Here is a 20,635-nt window from a genome sequence, read left to right as displayed (position 1 = left end):
CGCGCTTGAGGCTCATCGGGTTCGCGCCGGCGGCAACCGCGCGCAGACCCTCGTGGACCATCGCCTGGGCGAGGACGGTCGCAGTGGTCGTACCGTCACCAGCGATGTCGTTGGTCTTGGTCGCAACCTCCTTGGTGAGCTGAGCACCAAGGTTCTCGAACGGGTCGTCCAGCTCGATCTCACGCGCGACGGTGACACCGTCGTTGGTGATGGTCGGAGCGCCCCACTTCTTGTCGAGGACGACGTAGCGGCCCTTGGGGCCCAGCGTCACCTTGACGGCGTTGGCGAGTGCGTCGACGCCACGCTCGAGGGCGCGGCGGGCGTTCTCGTCGAACTCCAGGATCTTCGGCATTAGTATTTACTCCCTAGTACGCAGAACGCGGCCGGGGCCCCAGGACTTATAAACCCCGTCGGCCCGGCCGCGTTGATGCGAGACGGATGACGTCAGGCGATGACCGCGAGGATGTCGCGAGCCGAGAGGATGAGGTACTCCTCGCCGGCGTACTTCACCTCGGTGCCGCCGTACTTGCTGTAGATGACCTTGTCGCCCACGGCGACGTCGAGCGGAACGCGGTTGCCCTTGTCGTCGATGCGACCCGGGCCGAGCGCCAGGACCTCGCCCTCCTGGGGCTTCTCCTTGGCGGTGTCCGGGATGACCAGACCGGAGGCGGTGGTCTGCTCGGCCTCGACGGCCTTGACGACGATCCGGTCCTCAAGAGGCTTGATGTTGACCGACACTGTGTCGACCTCCCCATTTCTTTTCTACGGAGTCAGACTTCGGTGGGTGTTGCTACGTCTGTGCTTGCGATCTGCCACGTACGCCGTCGCGGGGGTCGCACCCGGCTCGCAAGCGCTGGCACACTCAGGGGGAGAGTGCCAGTGCAGACGTTAGCACTCGGCTGCAATGAGTGCCAGCAAGGCTGGTCTATCGCTGTCCAGGGATCCTCACCATCAGCGCGATCGCGCCGGCGAGCAGACCGACGACGATGATTCCGCCGACCACCAGGAACGACCAGCGATCCTCGCTGTCGTCCTTCTCCTCGAAGGTGGTGATCTGGAGCTTCTCCCCGTCGCTCAGCTGGGACGGCAGCAGCGTGGTCTCCCCCGGGGCGGCCGACTTCTCGGCAGGGGCCGAGCGGCTCGGTTCCGGCTCCGACTCCTCAGCCGTCGGCGTACGTTCCGCCTTCGCCTCTTCCTTCTCCTTCTTCGTCTCCTCGGCCGCTTCGGGCACGCTCGCGACCGGGATCTGCACGTACGTCACCGAGTAGCTCTCCAGCTGCTTGCCGGAGCTGTGCGCGACGACCGTGCTCCTCTGCGGCGTGGACAGGGTGTGCGTCTCCGCGCCCGCGTTGCCGCGGCCGACCACGCAGAAGGACGCGATCCGGTAGCCCTCGGGGGCCGTGGCGGTGACGGAGGCGGCGCCCACCGACGAGTAGGAGCGGTCCCCGGAGGAGCACTTGCCCACGGGAGTCGCGGTGTCGGCCGAGGCCGGCGCGGCGAGCAACAGTGACAGCAGGGTGATGACAGCCGCGGCCGCCGAGGCGGCCAGAGGAGTCAGAGAGGTCATGCGGGGGGATCTACGCACCCGGCGGATCCTAGATCACAAACACCCGGTGGGGTAATGGAGTTTGCCCGGACCGGAAACTGGCCTGAGAGGATCGGTCGCATGGACCTCGACGCCTTCTCCTGGTTGCTCACCGATGACGGGCAGCGGCTGCTGGCGCGGGCTACGGAGATGACGGCGTCGGTGCCAATCGATGGCAGAGGGGACGGCAAGGATCCAGCCTTGGCGGTGCAGACGGCGCTGCGCAAGGACGAGTCGGCCGAGCGCGTAGCCGCGGCGATGACGCAGGTCGACCTGCGCCGGAAGGCGGCCGCCAAGTTCGGCGACCTGGCGCCGAGGATGTACTTCACCCCAGACGGCCTCGAGCAGGCCACCCGCCTCGCCGTCGCCCATCACCGGGCGGCGCGGCTGCGTGCCTTCGACGCGGCGAGCGTCATCGACCTGGGCTGCGGGATCGGCGGCGACCTGATCGCCTCCTCGCGCGCCGGGCTCACCGCCGCCGGGGTCGACAACGATCCGGAGCGGGTCGCCGTCGCCCAGGCGAACCTCGACGCCCTCGGGCTGCCAGGTGCTGTCACCGTCGCCGACGCGACGGGTGTCGACCATTCCCCCTTCGATGTCGCGTACGCCGATCCGGCACGCCGCGGCGCCAAGGGCCGGGTCTTCTCCGCGGAGGGATGGACGCCGCCGTGGTCGTGGGTCGAGACGCTCTTCGCGCGCGATGCGTGCGTCAAGGTCGCGCCCGGGATCCCGCACGACCTCGTACCCGACAAGGTCGAAGCCGAATGGGTCAGCGACCGCGGCGAGGTCAAGGAGGCCGCACTGTGGTCGGGCTCGCTCGCCAGCACGCACCGGCGGGCCACCGTGATCGGCGAGCGCGGCCTGGCGACCCTCACCTCCGAGGACGACCCCGGCGCCGAGGTCGGCCCGGTCGCCGAGTTCCTCTACGAGCCGGACGGGGCCGTGATCCGCGCCGGGCTGGTCACCGCCGTCGCCGCCGGGGTGCAGGGTCATCTGGTCGACGAACACATCGCGTACGTCGCCTCCTCCGCCTCCTTCGAGACACCGTTCGCCCGTGGGTATCAGGTGCTCGAGGAGCTCCCCTACCGGGAGAAGCACCTCAAGGCGGCGCTGCGCGAGCGCGGGATCGGGAAGCTCACGATCAAGAAGCGCGGCGTACAGGTCGTCCCCGAGCAGCTCCGCAAGCGGCTCGCGCTGTCCGGCTCCGAGGAGGCCACGATCGTGCTCACCCGGGTTGCGGGCGAGGGGACGTGTCTGTTGGTGCGACCGTTCTGAGGCTCAGACCAGGACGGTGGTGATCGGCTGGGAGGAGTCAGCCGGGAGATCCAGCGCCGAAGGCGTACGTCCCCTGGCCACCATCTCCGCCCCCAGAGCCGCCACCATCGCGCCGTTGTCGGTGCACAGGCCCGGGCGTGGGACCCGGACGCGGATGCCGAGCTTGGCGGCGCGCTCCTCGGCGAGCACCCGGAGCCGGCTGTTGGCCGCGACCCCGCCGCCGATGATGATGTCCTCGATGCCTTCTGAGGAGGCCGCGTCGAGGGCCTTTCGGACCAGGATGTCGACCACGGCCTCCTGGAAGCTGGCGGCCACATCGGCAACCGGGACGGGTTCGCCACTGCGCTCCTTGGCCTCGATCCAGCGGGCTACCGCGGTCTTGAGGCCGGAGAAGGAGAAGTCGAAACGGTGTCGCTCCAGATCGCGGCGGCTGCTGAGCCCGCGGGGGAAGTCGATCGCGATCGAGCTGCCCGACGTCGCGGTCCGGTCGATCACCGGGCCGCCGGGAAAGCCGAGGCCGAGCAGACGGGCGACCTTGTCAAAGGCCTCGCCCGCGGCATCGTCGATGGTCGCCCCCATCGGGTCGACGCCCTCGGTGATGTCGGTGACCTTGAGCAGGCTTGAGTGGCCGCCGGAGACGAGCATGGCGACGCACGACTCGGGAAGCGGGCCGTGCTGCAGCTGGTCGACCGCGACGTGGGAAGCCAGGTGGTTGACCCCGTAGATCGGCTTGCCGAGCCCGAGGGCGAGCGCCTTGGCCGCCGCCACGCCGACCAGCAGGGCACCAGCGAGGCCCGGTCCCGAGGTGACGGCGACCGCGTCGACGTCGTGGAGCTTGATGCCCGACTCCTGGCAGGCACGCTCGATCGTCGGCACCATCGCCTCCAGGTGCGCCCGGCTGGCGACCTCCGGCACGACCCCGCCGAACCGGGCGTGCTCCTCGACGCTGCTCGCCACCGCGTCTGCTAGGAGCGTGTGCCCGCGCACCACCCCGATCCCCGTCTCATCGCACGACGTCTCGATCCCGAGCACTAGCGGTTCATCGGCCATAGGTGCATTCTGCCGTGTCACCGTCGGGTCTCCTTGAATCGGTCCGGTGGAGGCACTGTCTCTTCCGGTGAAAGAAACTTTTCTTTCACACGTAGAGGTCACGCACCCGAGGGGACGCTGCAGTCCCGCTGCAGCCCGTCATCGCGTCGAGCACAAAGGTCCTTCCCCGTGAAAGAAAGATTTCTTTCACACGCTGCCAGGTTGGTTTCCAGATTCGACCGCGTCGACCCAGATCCGAGAAGCTTTATCAAGATCCATGGGGGCGTGACCGTCGCAGATGCTCACCCAAAGCCCACGTAAGATCACTGCCTCGCGCACGACGTCCGGTCGCCGCATCGCATGGCCGAGAATCAAGTGCAGCTCTCGCCATGCCTCGGCGACCTGCTCCGCAACGGAGTCGTCGGAACGGCCGATCTCCTCGAATGCCAGGAGCGTCCTGATCGGGAGCACCTCGTTGCCCCCGCAGGGCATGAAACCTGCCGCACCCCTGGCACCCGAGCGGTCACGCATGACGTCGAGGATGACGCCCAGATACGCCCCCGCCACCCAAGCGAGCTTCCCTTTGCCACCGCCGAGCCATCGATGAACTGTAGGGACACTGGCGCCATCGTTTCGCCGATCTGCTTCAGAGATGGCGTCCGTAGCCCGTGCAGGGCGATGGCACGTGCCAGCCCCAGGCCCGCTTCCCGTGCGTTCGAATCTGTAGCGAATTGAACCATGGCGGCAGAAGATCATGGATCGGAAATCTCCGCCGAAAGTTATCCACAGCTGCCCACATCGACCTAGCGGACTCAGGCGAGCTCCATGGCCAGGACGATCCCCGTCGCCCCGTCGCGGTAGTAGCGCTCCCGGCGGTCGATCTCGACGAACCCGGCTTGGCGGTAGAACTCGATGGCCCCGACGTTGCCCTCACGCACCTCAAGGAGAAGTCGCTCGGCTCCCTCGCTCCGAGCGAGGTCGATCGACGCGGCGAGGAGCGACCCACCGATCCCGCGACGGCGCTGCTCCTCGGCGGTCGCGATCCGCTGGAGCTCGGCGATCTCGTAGACGACGCTCACCAGCGCATGGCCGACGATCGTTCCAGCATCATCGACAGCGACGAGGATCCGGACGGTCGGCATCTTCCCGTCGATCGCCACCTGCAGGTACTCGGGCGTCCAGGCGTCGTCGGGAAACGCCTCGAGCTCGAGGGCGGCGATCGCGTCGACGTCGTCCGGGCCGGCCGGGCGTACGTTCACTGAGAGACCTTCTTCTGAACCTTCTGCTGAACCTTTTTCTGGGCAGCCTGCTCCACCGCATCAGGCCGGCGCAGGTAGAGCGGCTCAGGATCCATCAGCTCGACCTGCTCCTCGGCCACCGCCCGGGCCAGCCAGCCGGCGGACGGCCGCACCGGACCGAGCGGCGTCGGGAACGCGTCGGGATAGAGCAGCGCACCCTCCCCGACGACCGGCGCCGAGGTGGCGACCTCGGCGGGGCGGGCGACGACAGGGCCCTCGAGGCGTACGCCCTCGGAGTCGTAGGAGGCCAGGTAGACCTCCTTGCGCCGCGCATCCGTCGCCACGAAGAACCCACCCCCGATGTCCTTGGTGGTCGAGCTTGTCGAGACCACGGCCTCCACCGCCAGCACGTCCAGCGTGCAGGCCGCATAGACCGGGATCTCCAGCGCGAAACCGAGCGTCCGGGCGGTGACCAATCCGACCCGCAGGCCGGTGAATGGCCCGGGGCCGGCGCCGACGGCGATGGCGGTCAGATCCTGGCGTACGATCCCGGCCTCCGCGAGGACGTCGGAGATCAGCGGCGCGAGCTGCTCACCATGCTTCATGGTGCGGTCGGAGACGACCTCGGCGACGACGTCGTCGCCATCGTGGAGCGCCACAGTCACCTGGGGCGTGGCGGTGTCAAAGGCGAGAAGCACAACTCACACCCTAGAGCGCGCTGAGGTCCACGCCGCGCCAGCGGTCCCCGACCGGGACGATCTCCACACGCCGAGGATCCGCGCCGTCGGGCGCCTCGACCAGATCCAGCGGAGCCTCGTCGGCCTCGGCACGTACGATCCGGATCTCCAGCCGCGACTCGGAGAGCCCTTCGGCCAGGCCCTCGCCCCACTCCACGACGGTCACCGCGTCGTCGAGATCGGTGTCCAGGTCGAGGTCGTCGAGCTCCTCGATCCCGCCGAGCCGATAGGCGTCGACGTGGACGAGCTCCGGGCCTCCGACGGTGGAGGGATGCACACGGGCAATCACGAAGGTCGGCGAGGTGATCTCGCCACGCACCCCTAGCCCCGCCCCGAGGCCTTTGGTGAAGGTGGTCTTGCCGGCGCCGAGGCCGCCGGAGAGGACGAGTACGTCACCGGCGGCGACCAGGCCGGCCACCCGCCGACCGAGCTCGAACATGACGTCGGCGTCGAGCGCCTCGACGACGTACTCGTTCAGCGGACGATGGAGCCGCACCGCGGGAGACTCACGGGAGATCTCCCGGCTGTGCTGTCTTCGGAAGCCTTGCCGCTCCCAGAACCGCAACGTCTCTGGCAGCTCCTCGCGAGCGATCACCGCGAGATCGCCGAAACCCTCAGCACGCGCGACCCCGGCGGCGTACGTCACCATCTTGTGCGCCACCCCATGACCCTGCTGATCAGGCAGAACAGCGAAACGCCGCAGCCACAGGGTCGAGTTTGCGGGATCCATCAGGACAGTCCCGACACCGACCCCGTCCAACCGCGCCACCACGCCACCGAAGCCGGAGAGGCGTTCCTTCATCGACCCCTCGGTCTCGCCCAGCGCATCCGCGGGCGGATCCAGCGGCGGGCGGGCCGAGAAGGCCGCCCGGACGATACCGAGCACCTCGGTCGCAGCCTCCGGCCCGACCCGCTCGAAGACGAGCGTCATGCCGAAGCCGCATCCCGGGTGGCCGAGGCGAGCAGCTGGTCGAGCTCGGCGTTGACCTGACCGTGCCGCTCGAGGATGACCATGTGTCCGGCCTTCTCGCACTCGACCAGCCGGGAGCCCGGGATGTAGGAGTGCAGCTTGCGGCTGTGGCCGATCGAGGTGAGCCGGTCGTCGGTGCCGCAGATGATCGTGGTCGGCACCCTGCCGAGCATGGTGATCGACGCGAACTTGTCCAGGCTCCGGAAGCTCGGGAAGAACTCCGCGACCACCTCGAACGGCGTCTGCGAGAGCAGGCCGTCGACGAAGTCGACGTATGCCTCGGGCACCTCGTCCCCGAAGGCGAAAACGTCGGTGAAGACGGTCGCCACCGAGGACCCCATGGCGCGGAACCGGTCGACGATCCCGTGCCCCCTGGCCAGCGTCCGCATGGTGCTGTTGGCGATCCCCCCGGACAGCTTGGCCGGAAGTACCGGGATCAGCAGCCGGCTCGGGTCGAGACCACCGGCCGTCGTCGAGATCAGGGCGGCGCCGATGATGCGGCCACCCTCGTTGTACGGCGCGAACAGCTCGGGGTGGTCCTCGGCGAGCGCGGCGATCGTCATCCCGCCCATCGAGTGGCCGACCAGGATCACCGGCCCCTCCGGCACGACCGCGTCCAGCACCCGGAGCAGGTCGTCGCCGAGCTGGTCGATGGTGGCGTTGCCGAGCGAGGAGCGGCCGCTGCGGCCGTGGCTGCGCTGGTCGTAGAAGACCGACCGCACCAGGCCCCGGTAGGCGGCGCGCTGGAAGTGCCAGCAGTCGAGGTTGAGGCAGTAGCCGTGCACGAAGACGAGCGTCACCCCGCTCGCCCCGCCGGGGTGCGAGTGGGCCGGGTCGACCTCGTCGACCTCGACATGAAGAGGTACGCCGTCGGAGGTCACCACGGTGACCGGGCAGGACCGCAGCGTACCGAGCGGGGTCCGGTCCTCGGGCCGTTCCTCTATCGCGCGGCGGCGCTTCCTGACCACCACCGCGCCGCGGGCCGCGGCAGCGACCGCCGCCGCCCCCAGGGTCCCCGCCGCGATCTGGCCGATCCGTGCTGCGATGCTGCTCATCTGTCGTCTCCCTGTTCGGCCTGCTCGGTGTCGACGTAACGCCGCTTCATCCGTCCTCCGATTCTGGTGACGACCTCGTAGGCGATGGTCCCGCTCGCCTCGGCCCAGTCCTGGGCGGTCGGCTCGCCATCGGCACCGGTGCCCCACAGGAGCACCTCGGCACCGCGTTCGACCGAAGCATCCCCGAGATCGACGACGATCTGGTCCATGCAGATGGTGCCGCGCACGGGGTATCGGGCTCCGTCGACCCACACCTCGGCGCGATTCCCGACACTACGCTGGATGCCCTCGGCGTAGCCGACCGGGATCAGCCCCACCGTCGTCGGCTCCTCGGCCACCCAGGTGTGGTTGTACGAGACGCCCGCACCGGCCTCGATCGGCTTCACGAGCGCCAGTTCGGCCCGCACGGTCATCGCGGGGACGAGTCCGAGCTCGGCCCACGGCGATCCCTCGACGCCGGGCGCCGGGTCGATGCCGTACGTCGCGATCCCGACCCGCACCAGGTCGAGCCGCGCACTGGGGCGCAGGAGCGCTCCCGCGGAGTTGGCGAGATGGCGTACCTCCGGGCGGAGGCCGGCCTCCTCGGCGACGGCGAGCGCCTCGCCGAAGACCTTCTCCTGGAGGGCGCTGGCCGGGTCGGCGGTGTTCTCGCTGGCGCTGAAGTGCGACCAGATCCCGGTGACCCGGATCGCTCCCTCGGCCTCCAGGATGCGGGCCAACGCGACCAGGTTCGACCAGTCGGCGAAAGCCGCGCCGCCCCGGGAGAGTCCGGTGTCGACCTTGAGCTGCACCCGCGGCGTACGGCCCAAGTCGTCGCCCGCGGCAGCGAACTTCTCCAGGTCGGCGACGGTGTAGGCGGTGATGTCGATGTCCGCGGCCACGAGCTCCTCGACGGGCTCGCTCGGCATGATCAGCCAGGCCAGCAACCGCCCCTCGTCGCCGGCCGCGCGCAGCGCGAGCGCCTCGTCGGCCGACGCCACACCGAGCCAGTCCGCGCCGCCCTCGCGGGCGGCCCGCCCGGCCTCGACCAGGCCGTGCCCGTAGCCGTCGGCCTTGACCACCGTCATGATCGGCGTACGCAGGTGCTCCCGCAGCCGCGAGACGTTGTGCCGGATCGCGGCAAGGTCGATGACGATCTCGGCTCGCCGAAGCGGAGCCCGAGGCGCTGGGCTCGGTGACATGGTGTCAAGGATAGTTCGTGCTAACTGGAGACAGCAGGAAGGGACCGGATAACGGCAGGTATCGCGGCGGCGACGCCGCTCGCCGTGACCGGCCCGCCAGCGCTGGCGAGAGTGGCGGCCGCACCGTGCAGCCAGGCGCCGGCCGAGGCGGCGTCGATGGGGGCGAGACCGGCGGCGAGGAGCGAGCCGATCAGTCCGCCCAGCACGTCCCCCGAGCCGGCGGTGGCCAGCCAGGAGGTGCCCGTCGTGTTGACCCGCACGGGCGCGTCGGGGTCGGGCGAGGCGATCGTGGTACGCCGCCCCTTGAGCAGCACCACCGCGTCGAACCGCTGGGCCGCGAGCCGTGCGTAGTGCAGCGGACGTGCCTCGACGTCGCCGCGATCCTCCCGGATCAGCGTCGCGAGCTCACCCGCGTGCGGAGTCAGAATCGCGGGCACCCCGAGCGGCCCGGTCAGCGGGCGGAGGCTGTCGGCGTCGATGACCAGAGGTACGCCGCTCGCCCGGGCGAACGCGAGCGCGCTGTTGGCGCCGTCGGCGCTGCCGGAGCCGACCACCCAGGCCTGTGCCTGGCCGTCGCCGACGACCTCCGGGTTGTGCCGCTTGACCCACTCCGAGGCGGTCCCGACGTAGCGGACCATGCCGGCCAGTCCGGTGTTCGCGCCGGAGACGGCCAGGAGCGCCGCGCCCGGATAGGTGGCGCTGCCGACCCGCAGACCGACCACGCCGCGGCTGTATTTGTGCACGTCGGGCGCGGGTCGCGGCATCAGGGCGGCCACATCGGCGGCCTCGAGGCTCTCGATGACCGGGGCCGGCAGATCGAGGCCGATGTCGACCAGCTCCACCTTCCCGCAGGCCGAAGCGGCCGGATCGAGCAGATGGCACGGCTTGTACGTCCCGAAGGTGACCGTCAGGTCGGCGGTCACGTGAGCCCCGTCGACCTCACCGGTGTCGACGCAGACCCCGCTCGGCGTATCGACCGAGACGACCGGGATCCCGGCGAGCAGCGCCAGCGCCGCCTCGGCATCCGGCCTCAGCCCGGGCTTTCCCCCGATCCCGACGATCCCATCGACGACGACATCGAAAGCACCGCTGGTCGAGCCGCCGGAGCCGCTAGGCGGAGGCGTGTCGAGACCAACACAGTGCCCTCCCGCCGCCCTCAGGGCCGCGACCCCACCCGCGTGCGCCCGATCCGACAGCAACCACGCCTCGACCCGCGCCCCTCGACGCGCGAGCAGCGCACCGGCGTACAACGCGTCTCCGCCGTTGTCCCCGCTCCCGACAAGCAGGACGACTCGCTTCCCGTAGGCCCCGCCGAGACCCCGCCCGCGAAGGTGTCCGATGACCGCATAGGCCAGGCCCGCTGCCGCACGCTGCATCAGAGCCCCTTCCGGCAGGCTCGCCATCTGGGCCTTCTCTGCCGCTCTGACCTGCTCAACCGAGTGCGCACGCCGCATGGTCTTAGCCTACGCGCCAATGCGCTGGCGGGGCTGGGCCGAAGGGCTCCAACAAGCCCCGTCAGTCCTCCAGGACGACCATCGCCGAGGCGATCCCGGCGTCGTGGGAGAGCGAGAGGTGGACGGTTGCGACGCCGAGCTTCGTGGCCTGCGCCAGCACCGTGCCGCGCAGCTCGAACCGCGGCTGTCCTGAGGACTCCGAGATCACCTCCGCGTCGTGCCACTCCATCCCCTGCGGAGCGCCGAGCGCCTTGGCGAGCGCCTCCTTGGCGGCGAACCGGGCGGCCAGCGAGGCCATCGGCTTCACCGCCTCCGCAGGCGTGAACAGCCGCTCCCGCAGCCGCGGCGTACGCTCCAGCGACTCCTCGAAGCGCTCCAGGTCGCAGACGTCGATGCCGACTCCGAGGACCGCCATCACTCGACCGTGACGGACTTGGCGAGGTTGCGCGGCTGGTCGACGTCGTAGCCGAGCTCGGTGGCGAGCTGGCAGGCGAAGAGCTGCATCGGTACGACCGCGACGAGGGGCTGCAGGAGCACCGGCACCTTGGGCAGCCGGATGATCGTGTCGGAGACCGAGTCGACCGAGTCGTCGCCCTCCTCGACCAGGGCGATGGTGCGGGCGCCGCGGGCGCGCACCTCCATGATCCCGGAGCGCATCTTGTCGTGCAGGAAGTCGCGGCCGCGCGGCGGCACGATGCACCAGATCGGCAGACCCTCCTCGACCAGCGCGATCGGACCGTGCTTGAGCTCGCCGGCGGCGAACCCCTCGGCGTGCAGGTAGGCGAGCTCCTTGAGCTTGAGCGCACCCTCCAGCGCCACCGGGTAGCCGGCATGGCGGCCCAGGAACAGGAACGCGCGGCGGTCGGCGTATTCACGCGCCAGGTCGTAGACCTGCGGGGCCGTCTCCAGCACCTTCTCGACCGCCGCGGGCATCGCCTCGAGCTGGGTCATCACGCCGTCGATCTCGTCGCCGTACATGGTGCCCTTGACCTGGGCGAGGTAGAGCGCGAGCAGGTAGCAGGCGACCAGCTGGGTGACGTACCCCTTGGTCGAGGCGACCCCGATCTCCGGGCCGGCGTGGGTGTAGATGACCGCGTCGGACTCCCGCGGGATCGTGGAGCCGTTGGTGTTGCAGATCGCCAGCACCTTCGAGCGCTGCGAGCGCGCGTGCCGGATCGCCTGCAGCGTGTCGGCGGTCTCGCCGGACTGCGAGATCGCCACCACCAGGGTGGAGTTGTCGAGGATCGGGTCGCGGTAGCGGAACTCGGAGGCCAGCTCGACCTCGACCGAGATCCGGCACCAGTGCTCGATGGCGTACTTCGCCACCATCCCCGCGTAGAACGACGTCCCCGCGGCGATGATGATGATCTTGGTGACCTCGCGCAGCTCGTCGTCGTCGAGCCGCATCTCGTCGAGGTGCAGAGACCCCGAAGGCGTACGCCGCCCCAGCAGCGAGTCGGCAACAGCACGAGGCTGCTCGAGGATCTCCTTGCGCATGAACCAGTCGTGGCCGTCCTTCTCGGCGGCGGCCAGGTCCCAGTCGACGTGGAAGCGGCGGCCCTCGGCGGGGGTGCCGTCGAAGTTGGTGACGGTCGCGCCCTCGCGGGTGATGGTGACGACCTGGTCCTGGTCGAGCTCCATCGCCTCGCGGGTGTGCTCGATGAAGGCGGCGACGTCGGAGCCGAGGAACGACTCGCCCTCGCCCAGCCCGACCACGAGCGGGCTGTTGCGCCGGGCGGCGACGACCCGGGACGGGTCCTGGGCGTCGATCGCGACGAAGGTGAACGCACCATCGAGGATCGAGCAGACCTTCTGCATCGCGATGGTCAGGTCGGCCCCGCCGACGACCTCACGCTCGAGCAGGTGGGCGGCCACCTCGGTGTCGGTCTGCGAGGTGAACTCGTGTCCGTCGGTCTCCAGCGAGGCCCGCAGCTCGGCGAAGTTCTCGATGATGCCGTTGTGCACGACCGCGACGCGGCTGGTGCGGCCGACATGCGGGTGGGCGTTGCCGTCGGTCGGGCCGCCGTGGGTCGCCCAGCGGGTGTGGCCGATCCCGGTGGTCGACGCCGGCAGCGGCGTGTCCGCGATCGCCTTCTCCAGGTTGGCGAGCTTGCCGGCTCTCTTGTCCACCGCCAGCCCATCGGCGGTGATCAGAGCGATCCCCGCCGAGTCATAGCCGCGGTACTCCAACCGCCGCAAGCCATCGATCACGACGTCCTGCGCCGACCGGTCTCCGACGTACCCAACGATGCCGCACATGGCCGATGATCCTACGGCTCTCGTGGACCCCAGCAGGAAGCGGCGGCGCATGTGCGTAACAATCGTTGCCATGTCACACCCCGGGCCACACGGCGATGACCGCGGCTCCTCGCCCTACGTCGAGCTCGACCGTAGCGCGTGGGCCGAGCTCGCGACCGAGACCGAGAGTCCGCTGACCGAGGCAGAGATCGAGTCGCTGCGGGGCCTGGGCGACCAGATCGACCTCAAGGAGGTCGAGGAGGTCTACCTGCCGCTGAGCCGGCTGCTGAGCCTCTACGTGAGCGCCTCGGACAAGCTCCACGACCAGCAGGAGCTGTTCCTCGGCAAGACGATGCCGGAGCGTACGCCGTTCGTCATCGGGGTCGCCGGATCCGTCGCGGTCGGCAAGTCGACCACGGCTCGTGTGCTCCAGCAGATGCTCGCCCACTGGCCCGAGCACCCCAACGTCGCCCTCGTCACCACCGACGGGTTCCTCTACCCCAACGCCGAGCTCGCGCGTCGCGGGCTGATGGAGCGCAAGGGCTTCCCGGAGTCGTACGACCGCAAGGCCCTGCTCCGCTTCCTCGTCGACCTCAAGTCGGGTGAGGACGAGGTGCGCGCGCCGATCTACTCACACCTGACCTACGACGTCACCGACCAGACCGTGCTGGTCAAGAAGCCCGACATCGTCATCCTCGAGGGCCTCAACGTCCTGCAGCCCTCGCGGGTCCGCGCCGACGGCACCATCTCCCTCGCCCTCTCGGACTTCTTCGACTTCTCCGTCTTCGTCGACGCCGACTCGCGCGACATCAAGCAGTGGTACGTCGAGCGGTTCCTGCGGCTGCGCGAGACCGCCTTCCGCGACCCGTCGTCCTACTTCACGAAATACGCGGCCCTGAGCCACGACGAGGCCATCACCCGCGCCACCGAGATCTGGAACGAGATCAACGGCCCCAACCTCCGCGAGAACGTCCTCCCCACCCGCTCCCGCGCCACCCTCGTCCTCCGCAAGGACCGCGACCACTCCGTCCGCTACGTACGCCTGCGGAAGATCTAGGGTCGGCGTGGTTGGGATACCCGGTTAACCGGGTATCCCTGCACTTAATGGGTGTTGCATTGCCAGAGAAGTGCAGGAATACCCTGTTAACCGGGTATTCCTGTGGCCAGAGTGACGAATGATCAGAGAGCGAGCCGCGCACGTACGACGTCGGCGAGCCGCTCGGCGCAAGCCTCGGCCTCGTGGTGCGTGGGGGCCTCGACCATGACGCGTACGAGGTTCTCGGTGCCCGACGGACGCAGCAGGATCCGCCCGGAGCCGGCGAGGGCCTTCTCCTCGGTGGCGACGGCCTCGAGGAGGCCGTCGTCGGTCTTGCAGCGCGCCTTGTCGACGCCCTTGACGTTGAGCAGGACCTGCGGGAGGCGGGTGACGACGGAGGCGAGGTCGGCGAGGGTGCGCCCGGTGAGGGACATCCGCTGCAGGACGTGCAGCGCGGTGAGGATGCCGTCGCCGGTGGTGGCGTGCTCGCTCATGATGATGTGGCCGGACTGCTCGCCACCGATGGCGTAGCCGCCCCGGCGCATCTCCTCGAGCACGTAGCGGTCGCCCACGGCGGTCTGCTTCACGTGGACGCCCGCGGCGTCCATCGCCTTGACGAACCCGAGGTTGCTCATCACGGTGACGACCACGGTGTCGTCCGGGAGCCGGCCGGCGTCGTGGAGCCCGAGGGCGAGGATCGCGATGAGCTGGTCGCCGTCGACGAGGTTGCCCTCACCGTCGACGGCCAGGCAACGGTCGGCGTCGCCGTCCCAGGCGAAACCGACGTCGGCGCCGTGCTCGACGACCGCCTTCTGGAGCATCTCCGGGTGGGTCGAACCGACCCCGTCGTTGATCGAGAGACCGTCGTTGACGTCGTTGATCGCGATCACCTTCGCGCCGGCCTGGTCCAGGGCCAGCGGGCCCGCGGCAGCGGCCGCGCCGTTGGCGCAGTCGACGACGACGGTCAGCCCGTCGAGGCGCCGCTCCAGCGTGGAGATCAGGTGGGCTGCGTACGTCTCCACGGGGTTCTCGTGGGAGGAGATCCGGCCCACCGACGCGCCGGTGGGGCGGTCCCAGGGCTCGTCGAGGTGTGCCTCGATCCGGTCCTCGAGCACGTCGTCGAGCTTGTGCCCGCCGCGCTGGAGGAACTTGATGCCGTTGTCGGGCATCGGGTTGTGCGAGGCCGAGATGACCACGCCGAGGTCGGCCTGGAGGGCCGCGGTGAGGTAGGCGACCCCAGGCGTCGGCAGCACGCCGACGTCGATCACGTCGCAGCCGGCCGAGGCCAGGCCGCCGGCCACCGTCGCCTGCAGGAACTGCCCGGAGACGCGCGAGTCGTTGCCGACCACAGCCAGCGGCTTGCGTCCGCTGCCGGAGTCACGCAGCTCCTCGGTCAGGACCAGTGCCGCCGAGGTCGCCAGGTTCTGGGCGAGCGAGGCGGTGAGGATCTCACCATTCGCGAGACCGCGAACTCCGTCAGTGCCGAAAAGGCGTGCCACGTCCGTGTGACCTTCTTTCGTACGTCGGCCCCCGCCCGAAAAGTGCGTTGGGGTGCCTCGGCGAGCCGAGGCACCCCAACAATGCTAGGCGATCGCCAGGGCGATCAGCGCTTGCTGAACTGCGAGGCCTTGCGGGCCTTCTTGAGACCAGCCTTCTTCCGCTCCACGACGCGGGCGTCGCGGGTCAGCAGACCGGCCTTCTTCAGGGTCGCGCGGTTGGCCACTTCGTCAACGATGTTGAGCGAGCGGGCCACGCCGAGACGCAGCGCGCCGGCCTGGCCGGCGATGCCGCCGCCGTCGATGCGGGCGATCACGTCGAAGCGGCCCTCGAGCTGCAGCGCAGCGAACGGCTCGTTCGCGATCTGCTGGTGCAGCTTGTTGGGGAAGTAGTCCTCGATGGTGCGACCGTTGATGGTCCACGAGCCGGTGCCCGGGACGATCCGGACGCGGGCCACGGACTCCTTGCGGCGGCCGGTGGCGGCGGCCGGGGCGATGGTCGCCGGACGCTCGGGGGTGTCGGCGGACGGGGAGCTCTCGGAGGTGTACGCGAGGCCCTGCTCGTCGGTCTCGAAGGTCTCCTCGACCTCTACGGTGTTCTCAGTCATGTCCTGGTCCTGGCTCACTGGGCGATCTGCTTGATCTCGAACGGAACGGCCTGCTGCGCGGCGTGCGGGTGCGTCGGACCGGAGTAGACCTTGAGCTTCTTGAGCATCTGGCGGCCGAGCTTGTTCTTCGGCAGCATGCCCCACACAGCGGTCTCGATCGCCTTGCGGGCGTCCTTCTCGAGGATCTCGCCGATCGGGGTCGCGGTCAGACCACCCGGGTAGCCGGAGTGGCGGTAAGCCAGCTTGGTCTTGGCCTTGTTGCCGGAGAGGGAGACCTTCTCGGCGTTGATGATGATGACGAAGTCGCCGGTGTCCGCGTTGGGCGCGAAGATCGCCTTGTGCTTGCCGCGGAGGAGCTCAGCGGCCTGGACAGCGAGGCGGCCGAGACGGACGTCGGCCGCGTCGATCACGAGCCAGGCGCGCTCGATGTCGCCCGGCTTGGGAGCGTAAGTACGCACGTGTGCCTTCTTAGTTCGTTGGACCCGGCGCACGGATGCGCACCGGGATGGTGCTGCGTGGCTTCTGACGAACACGGCCCGGCTTGCCCTGTCCGCTGGGTGGCCCCAGCGGCAGTCATCCGGATCTGCGTCCCTGACCGTGCGAAATGATCAGGACGCGGCAGGAGTCACGACCTCACAAGGTTACGAGCCCCCGCACGGCAGAGACAAATCAAGACGTACGCCGCCGGTCGGGGAGCCGGGCGGCGTACGCGATCTTGGGGTTGGTCAGCTCGACTGACCCTGGAAGGGCCACCCGTCGAACTGGTCCTGTGGCCGACCGAAGTCGCCGGGGCCGCCGTCGCCATGGCCGAAGTCGGGCAGCTGACCGCCTCCGCGCATCTGGCCCAGCTCCCGCGGGCCCTGGTCGGAGCCGCCGTCGACGACGACGGCGACGACTCCCGCTGCGACGCCACCGCCGAGCACGAGACCGACAGCCGCGGCAGCCGCGACGCTCTTCCAGCCGAAGACCCGCTCGGCGAGCTTCTTCTTCGGTGCGGCAGCAGCAGGCGGAGGGCCGTAGGTGGGCGGGGCGTACGCCACGGCCCCCGGCTCGGCTTGCGGCTCCGGAGCCTCGTCGTCCGTACTCTTGTCGCTCATGTTTCCAGAGTCCGCCGGCTTCCTGTGTTGCGGCTGTGCCGGACCTTTGGCGCTCCTGAAAACCACGGACGTACGCCGCCGGGCGGCTGCCCCGCGACGTACGTCTGCGTGTGCTTCTACTCCTCGGCGCCGATCTCGCCCTCGGGCGCGAACGCGTCCTCGTCGAGCTCGGCCGAGCCCGAGCCCGGGCCCTCGCGGGACTCCTGAGGTTGCCCGGTCGTCGGCTTCTTCTCCGGGGCGTCCTCGCCGCCTATGGCCAGGGCACCGATGGCACCACCCAGAAGTAGGCCCAACAGCAGAGCTGTAGCGGCGACGATGATCAGGACCTTCTGGCTGAAGGTCCGGGCAGCCACCGGCGCCTCGACGGGCTTCTCGATCGTGGTCACGCGAGCACCCGGTACTGGATGCCGACCGAGTACTTCCACACGTCGTAGCGCGAGCTCGACTGGAGACCGGAGACCCACCAGATCGACGGGCAGTACTTCGTGGACTTGCGGTCGGCGATCAGCCCGTTCGGCGTGGAGACAGATGCCATGGTCTTCCATTGCACAGAGTTTCCGAACTGGTGGCGCTGCGCCAACGTCCAGTCGCCGGAGGTCTGGGGCCTGTAGACATGGGTCACGAGATAGACGTTCTTGGTGTAGCCCTTCGGCCGCCCGCCGTAGTGCTTCATCGTGAGGTTGCGGTAGTTCCCGTCGAACGACCTGGGCAGGCACGTGACGCTGTCGGTGACCACCCGCGACTTGGCAGTGTCCCCGCCCCGGCACTTGACGTTCGAACGGAAGCCACGCGACTCGGCCCAGTCGCTGCGCGCGGGGGCCTTGAGGGCCGAGCAGGAGCCGACGTACTTGTAGTCCAAGGCGTCCGCGGCGGTGACCTTTTTGTAGTAGGTCTTCCAGGTCAGCTTCTTCCAGGAGACCGCGACCGTGGTCATCTTCGTGGTCCTGTTGCCGGCGCTGTCGCTCAGGGTCGCCTTGATCGTGTAGGTCCCTGCGGAAACCCGCGCGCCCGACCTGTCCAGACCGTTCCAGGACGGCTTCGCATAGTAGAGGAGGTCCGAGGAACCGCTCCAGGTCAGTTCGCCGGAACCGATGGTCCGAATGGAGGTGCCACTGCTGTTCAGCACCTGCACGTTGTAGGTGGCCGGGTCCCAGCCGCCCTTGATAGTCACGCTGAAGAGGTCTCGATACCCGTCTTTGGCAGGGTAGAACGTCGTCAGGTTGCGGCTCCAGGAGAACGCCGGGCCGGTGTTGTCGAGCGAGACGGCGTTCGACGAGAGGTCGTACCCGACCGCACCGTCCGCTGCCGCGGTCACCTGTACGTGGAGGCGGTAGCGGCCCTCAGCTCCCGAGGGTGCCACGACCGTCATGCGCGCCTCGGACTGCGCATCCGTCATCAGGGCCACAGGCTGGGACGGCTCGCCAACCGCGACCGACGACTCGTCCCACCACTGCCAGACGACCTCGGCCGCTGCCGAGGGCCGGTCGTAGACGACGACTCGCGCCGACAGGGACGCACCGGTACGGCGCGCGACTTCATCGATGAAGACGCCCACGTTGACGATCGGAGCCGCCTCGGTCGTGGTGGGCGGGGTCGGCGTGGGTGTCTCCGTGGTCGTCGGATCGGCCGTCGCGGTCGGGTCCGACGTCGTCGTGGGGTCGACGGTGGCCGTCGGATCCGCCGTGGCCGTCGGGTCGGCCGCGGCCGTCTCCGACGGGTCCGTGGTCGTCGACGGCGTCTCCGTCGCGAACGCCGGCACCGCCGGCACAATCAGGGCGACGGCAGCAGCCGCCACCAGTGCGCGGATGCGCATCTGTGGTTCCTCCGAGTCTTCTGCCCGAGACGGTCTGGGTCGCTTCGCTGTCAGAGAACGCGAGGCGGGCGGACGAAACCTATACCCCCGGACGCACCGTCGACACCGGGATTTACCGCCGCGTTACCGACCGGGAGACAACGATGAGACATCTGGCGTAGCCTGATCGTAGGATTGTCTGACAATCAGATGATCTTGGCTCAGATCACCGAGAACGCCCCACAGATGGAGGAGTGCGATGACCCTGCTCAACGAGGCTCAGGCCACCGCTGCGACCAGCTTGACCCCCGCCGCCTTCGCGGCCGCCGAGGCGCACTCCGCGCACAACTACCACCCCCTCGAGGTGGTGATCAGCCACGCCGAGGGCGCCTGGGTGACCGACGTCGACGGTCGCCGCTGCCTCGACATGCTGGCCGGCTACAGCGCGCTGAACTTCGGTCACGGCCACCCCGCACTGCTGTCCGCGGCCCGTGAGCAGCTCGACAAGGTCACCCTCACCTCGCGTGCGTTCGTGCACGACCAGTTCGCCGAGTTCACCGCCCGCCTGGCTGCGATGTGCGGCAAGGACATGGTGCTGCCGATGAACACCGGCGCCGAGGCGGTCGAGACCGCGATCAAGGTCGCCCGCAAGTGGGGCTACGACGTCAAGGGCGTTCCTGCCGACCGGGCCGAGATCATCGTGATGGCCGGCAACTTCCACGGCCGCACCACCACGATCGTCGGCTTCTCCGACGACGCCGACGCGCGCGACGGCTTCGGCCCGTTCGCTCCCGGCTTCGTGATGGTCCCCTACGCCGACCTCGCCGCGATCGAGGCCGCCATCACCCCCAACACGGTGGCCGTGCTGGTCGAGCCGATCCAGGGCGAGTCCGGCGTCGTCATCCCCGCCGACGACTTCCTGATCGGGCTGCGCGAGGTCTGCACGCGCGAGAACGTGCTCTTCGCCGCCGATGAGATCCAGGCCGGCCTGGGCCGTACGGGATACACCTTCGCCTGCGACCACGCCGGCGTGAAGCCGGACATGTACATCCTCGGCAAGGCCCTCGGCGGCGGCATCGTCCCGGTCTCGGCGGTTGTCGCCGACCGCGACGTGCTGGGCGTCATCGGCCCCGGCCAGCACGGCTCCACCTTCGGCGGCAACCCGCTCGCCTGCGCCGTCGGCACCGCCGTCGTCGACCTGCTCGAGACCGGCGAGTTCCAGGCCCGCGCCGAGGCGCTCGGCCAGGTCCTGCGCGACCGTCTCCTGGCGATGGTCGGCAAGGGCATCGTCGGCTTCCGCTCCCGCGGCCTGTGGGCCGGCGTCGACATCGACCCGGCCATCGCCAGCGGTCGCGAGATCTGCGAGCGCCTCCTGGCCCGTGGCGTACTCGCCAAGGACACCCACGGCTCCACCATCCGCCTCGCGCCGCCCCTGGTGATCGCCGAGGACGACCTCCACTGGGCCCTCGACCAGCTCGAGGCGGCCGTCAGCGCCTGACGGTTCAGCCCTTCGGCTGCCACTTCCCGTCGCGTACGACGCCGACGGCGCGGTCCACCAGGATCGCGCTGTCGGCGGAGACGCTTACGAGGTGGACCTATATATTTCTCAACCTGCAGTTACTCAACGTTTAAGGCAATTGAGGCTGCATTTGGAGTTGAGATTTTTATTCGTACAAAAAAACAGCTCATTACTACGACTGAAGGTTCAATGATTATTGAACATGCGCGTGATATGCTCAAACGTGAACGTTTATTTTTTGATAAAATACAAGCACATATTGGTGAAGTGAACGCATTGTAGTTACGATATTTAATGCTATTAAAAGCTTTTCTATTAAAGTGTG

General features: G+C 69.0%; 22 protein-coding genes. 3 read left to right on the top strand and 19 right to left on the bottom strand.

Annotated features, from left to right (window positions below; genetic code table 11):
• The 3 genes from ABTW65_RS29290 to ABTW65_RS29280 all read right to left on the bottom strand — a co-directional run.
• Window positions 1-352 (bottom strand): TCP-1/cpn60 chaperonin family protein (locus ABTW65_RS29290; protein ID WP_350666700.1); only part of this gene is annotated, 352 nt, incomplete at its 3' end.
• Window positions 353-444: 92 nt separating this feature from the next.
• Window positions 445-738, bottom strand: a complete 294-nt coding sequence (groES, locus tag ABTW65_RS29285) for a co-chaperone GroES (protein ID WP_008362423.1) — start codon at window positions 736-738, stop codon at window positions 445-447.
• 187 nt (window positions 739-925) lie between these two features.
• Window positions 926-1,567, bottom strand: a complete 642-nt coding sequence (locus tag ABTW65_RS29280) for a hypothetical protein (protein ID WP_350666698.1) — start codon at window positions 1,565-1,567, stop codon at window positions 926-928.
• 99 nt (window positions 1,568-1,666) lie between these two features.
• On the opposite strand from ABTW65_RS29280, the gene ABTW65_RS29275 reads away from it, so the two are divergent.
• On the top strand, window positions 1,667-2,860 hold the full coding sequence (locus ABTW65_RS29275) for a class I SAM-dependent methyltransferase (RefSeq protein WP_350666696.1): 1,194 nt from the start codon (window positions 1,667-1,669) through the stop codon (window positions 2,858-2,860).
• Window positions 2,861-2,863: 3 nt separating this feature from the next.
• Here ABTW65_RS29275 and tsaD read toward each other — a convergent pair whose 3' ends face one another.
• The 10 genes from tsaD to glmS all read right to left on the bottom strand — a co-directional run bounded on the left by tsaD (window position 2,864) and on the right by glmS (window position 12,783).
• A complete protein-coding gene (gene tsaD / locus ABTW65_RS29270; protein WP_350666694.1) occupies window positions 2,864-3,910 on the bottom strand; it encodes a tRNA (adenosine(37)-N6)-threonylcarbamoyltransferase complex transferase subunit TsaD in 1,047 nt (348 codons plus the stop codon).
• A 186-nt stretch (window positions 3,911-4,096) separates the two neighbouring features.
• Window positions 4,097-4,420 carry a hypothetical protein gene (locus tag ABTW65_RS29265; protein WP_350666692.1) on the bottom strand — a complete coding sequence of 108 codons (324 nt, stop codon included), beginning with the start codon at window positions 4,418-4,420 and terminating at the stop codon, window positions 4,097-4,099.
• 281 nt (window positions 4,421-4,701) lie between these two features.
• The gene (gene rimI / locus ABTW65_RS29260) at window positions 4,702-5,148 is read right to left on the bottom strand and encodes a ribosomal protein S18-alanine N-acetyltransferase (RefSeq protein ID WP_350666690.1); all 447 of its coding nucleotides are present in this window, start codon (window positions 5,146-5,148) and stop codon (window positions 4,702-4,704) included.
• A complete protein-coding gene (gene tsaB, locus ABTW65_RS29255; protein WP_350666688.1) occupies window positions 5,145-5,825 on the bottom strand; it encodes a tRNA (adenosine(37)-N6)-threonylcarbamoyltransferase complex dimerization subunit type 1 TsaB in 681 nt (226 codons plus the stop codon). Before tsaB ends, rimI begins: the two co-directional genes overlap by 4 nt.
• Window positions 5,826-5,835: 10 nt before the next feature.
• Window positions 5,836-6,795: a tRNA (adenosine(37)-N6)-threonylcarbamoyltransferase complex ATPase subunit type 1 TsaE gene (gene tsaE, locus ABTW65_RS29250; RefSeq protein WP_350666686.1), complete on the bottom strand. Its 960-nt coding sequence runs from the start codon at window positions 6,793-6,795 to the stop codon at window positions 5,836-5,838.
• Entirely contained in the window at window positions 6,792-7,889 is a 1,098-nt protein-coding gene (locus ABTW65_RS29245; RefSeq protein ID WP_350666684.1) for an alpha/beta fold hydrolase, read from the bottom strand. The genes tsaE and ABTW65_RS29245 overlap by 4 nt, the downstream gene beginning before the upstream one ends.
• The gene (gene alr / locus ABTW65_RS29240; protein ID WP_350666682.1) at window positions 7,886-9,070 is read right to left on the bottom strand and encodes an alanine racemase; all 1,185 of its coding nucleotides are present in this window, start codon (window positions 9,068-9,070) and stop codon (window positions 7,886-7,888) included. The genes ABTW65_RS29245 and alr overlap by 4 nt, the downstream gene beginning before the upstream one ends.
• A gap of 20 nt (window positions 9,071-9,090) precedes the next feature.
• The gene (locus ABTW65_RS29235) at window positions 9,091-10,524 is read right to left on the bottom strand and encodes a bifunctional ADP-dependent NAD(P)H-hydrate dehydratase/NAD(P)H-hydrate epimerase (protein WP_350666680.1); all 1,434 of its coding nucleotides are present in this window, start codon (window positions 10,522-10,524) and stop codon (window positions 9,091-9,093) included.
• Between the two features lie 61 nt (window positions 10,525-10,585).
• A complete protein-coding gene (locus ABTW65_RS29230; protein ID WP_350666679.1) occupies window positions 10,586-10,939 on the bottom strand; it encodes a holo-ACP synthase in 354 nt (117 codons plus the stop codon).
• On the bottom strand, window positions 10,939-12,783 hold the full coding sequence (glmS, locus tag ABTW65_RS29225) for a glutamine--fructose-6-phosphate transaminase (isomerizing) (RefSeq protein WP_350666678.1): 1,845 nt from the start codon (window positions 12,781-12,783) through the stop codon (window positions 10,939-10,941). The genes ABTW65_RS29230 and glmS overlap by 1 nt, the downstream gene beginning before the upstream one ends.
• A 70-nt stretch (window positions 12,784-12,853) precedes the next feature.
• Between glmS and coaA the strand changes: the two genes are divergently transcribed.
• Window positions 12,854-13,819 carry a type I pantothenate kinase gene (coaA, locus tag ABTW65_RS29220; protein ID WP_350666676.1) on the top strand — a complete coding sequence of 322 codons (966 nt, stop codon included), beginning with the start codon at window positions 12,854-12,856 and terminating at the stop codon, window positions 13,817-13,819.
• A gap of 122 nt (window positions 13,820-13,941) precedes the next feature.
• Here the strand turns inward: coaA and glmM are convergent, their stop codons facing one another.
• The 6 genes from glmM to ABTW65_RS29190 form a co-directional block, all read right to left on the bottom strand.
• A complete protein-coding gene (gene glmM / locus ABTW65_RS29215) occupies window positions 13,942-15,297 on the bottom strand; it encodes a phosphoglucosamine mutase (protein WP_350666674.1) in 1,356 nt (451 codons plus the stop codon).
• Window positions 15,298-15,401: 104 nt separating this feature from the next.
• Entirely contained in the window at window positions 15,402-15,902 is a 501-nt protein-coding gene (gene rpsI, locus ABTW65_RS29210; protein ID WP_350666672.1) for a 30S ribosomal protein S9, read from the bottom strand.
• Between the two features lie 14 nt (window positions 15,903-15,916).
• Window positions 15,917-16,360, bottom strand: a complete 444-nt coding sequence (rplM, locus tag ABTW65_RS29205) for a 50S ribosomal protein L13 (RefSeq protein ID WP_350666670.1) — start codon at window positions 16,358-16,360, stop codon at window positions 15,917-15,919.
• Window positions 16,361-16,627: 267 nt separating this feature from the next.
• Window positions 16,628-16,999 (bottom strand): hypothetical protein, encoded by a 372-nt coding sequence (locus ABTW65_RS29200; protein WP_350666668.1) that lies wholly within the window; start codon window positions 16,997-16,999, stop codon window positions 16,628-16,630.
• 116 nt (window positions 17,000-17,115) lie between these two features.
• Window positions 17,116-17,385, bottom strand: coding sequence for a hypothetical protein (locus ABTW65_RS29195; RefSeq protein WP_350666666.1), 270 nt, complete (start codon window positions 17,383-17,385; stop codon window positions 17,116-17,118).
• Complete coding sequence (locus ABTW65_RS29190) at window positions 17,382-18,812, bottom strand: flagellar hook assembly protein FlgD (RefSeq protein ID WP_350666664.1); 1,431 nt, start codon at window positions 18,810-18,812, stop codon at window positions 17,382-17,384. The genes ABTW65_RS29195 and ABTW65_RS29190 overlap by 4 nt, the downstream gene beginning before the upstream one ends.
• A 238-nt stretch (window positions 18,813-19,050) precedes the next feature.
• On the opposite strand from ABTW65_RS29190, the gene rocD reads away from it, so the two are divergent.
• Window positions 19,051-20,289: an ornithine--oxo-acid transaminase gene (gene rocD / locus ABTW65_RS29185; RefSeq protein WP_350666662.1), complete on the top strand. Its 1,239-nt coding sequence runs from the start codon at window positions 19,051-19,053 to the stop codon at window positions 20,287-20,289.
• Window positions 20,290-20,635: the final 346 nt, after the last annotated feature.

This window comes from Nocardioides sp. NPDC127503 (genome assembly GCF_040302165.1).
GTDB lineage: Bacteria > Actinomycetota > Actinomycetes > Propionibacteriales > Nocardioidaceae > Nocardioides.
The sequence above is the reverse complement of the archived record's forward strand: the minus strand, read 5'-3'. Positions and strand labels throughout refer to the sequence as shown.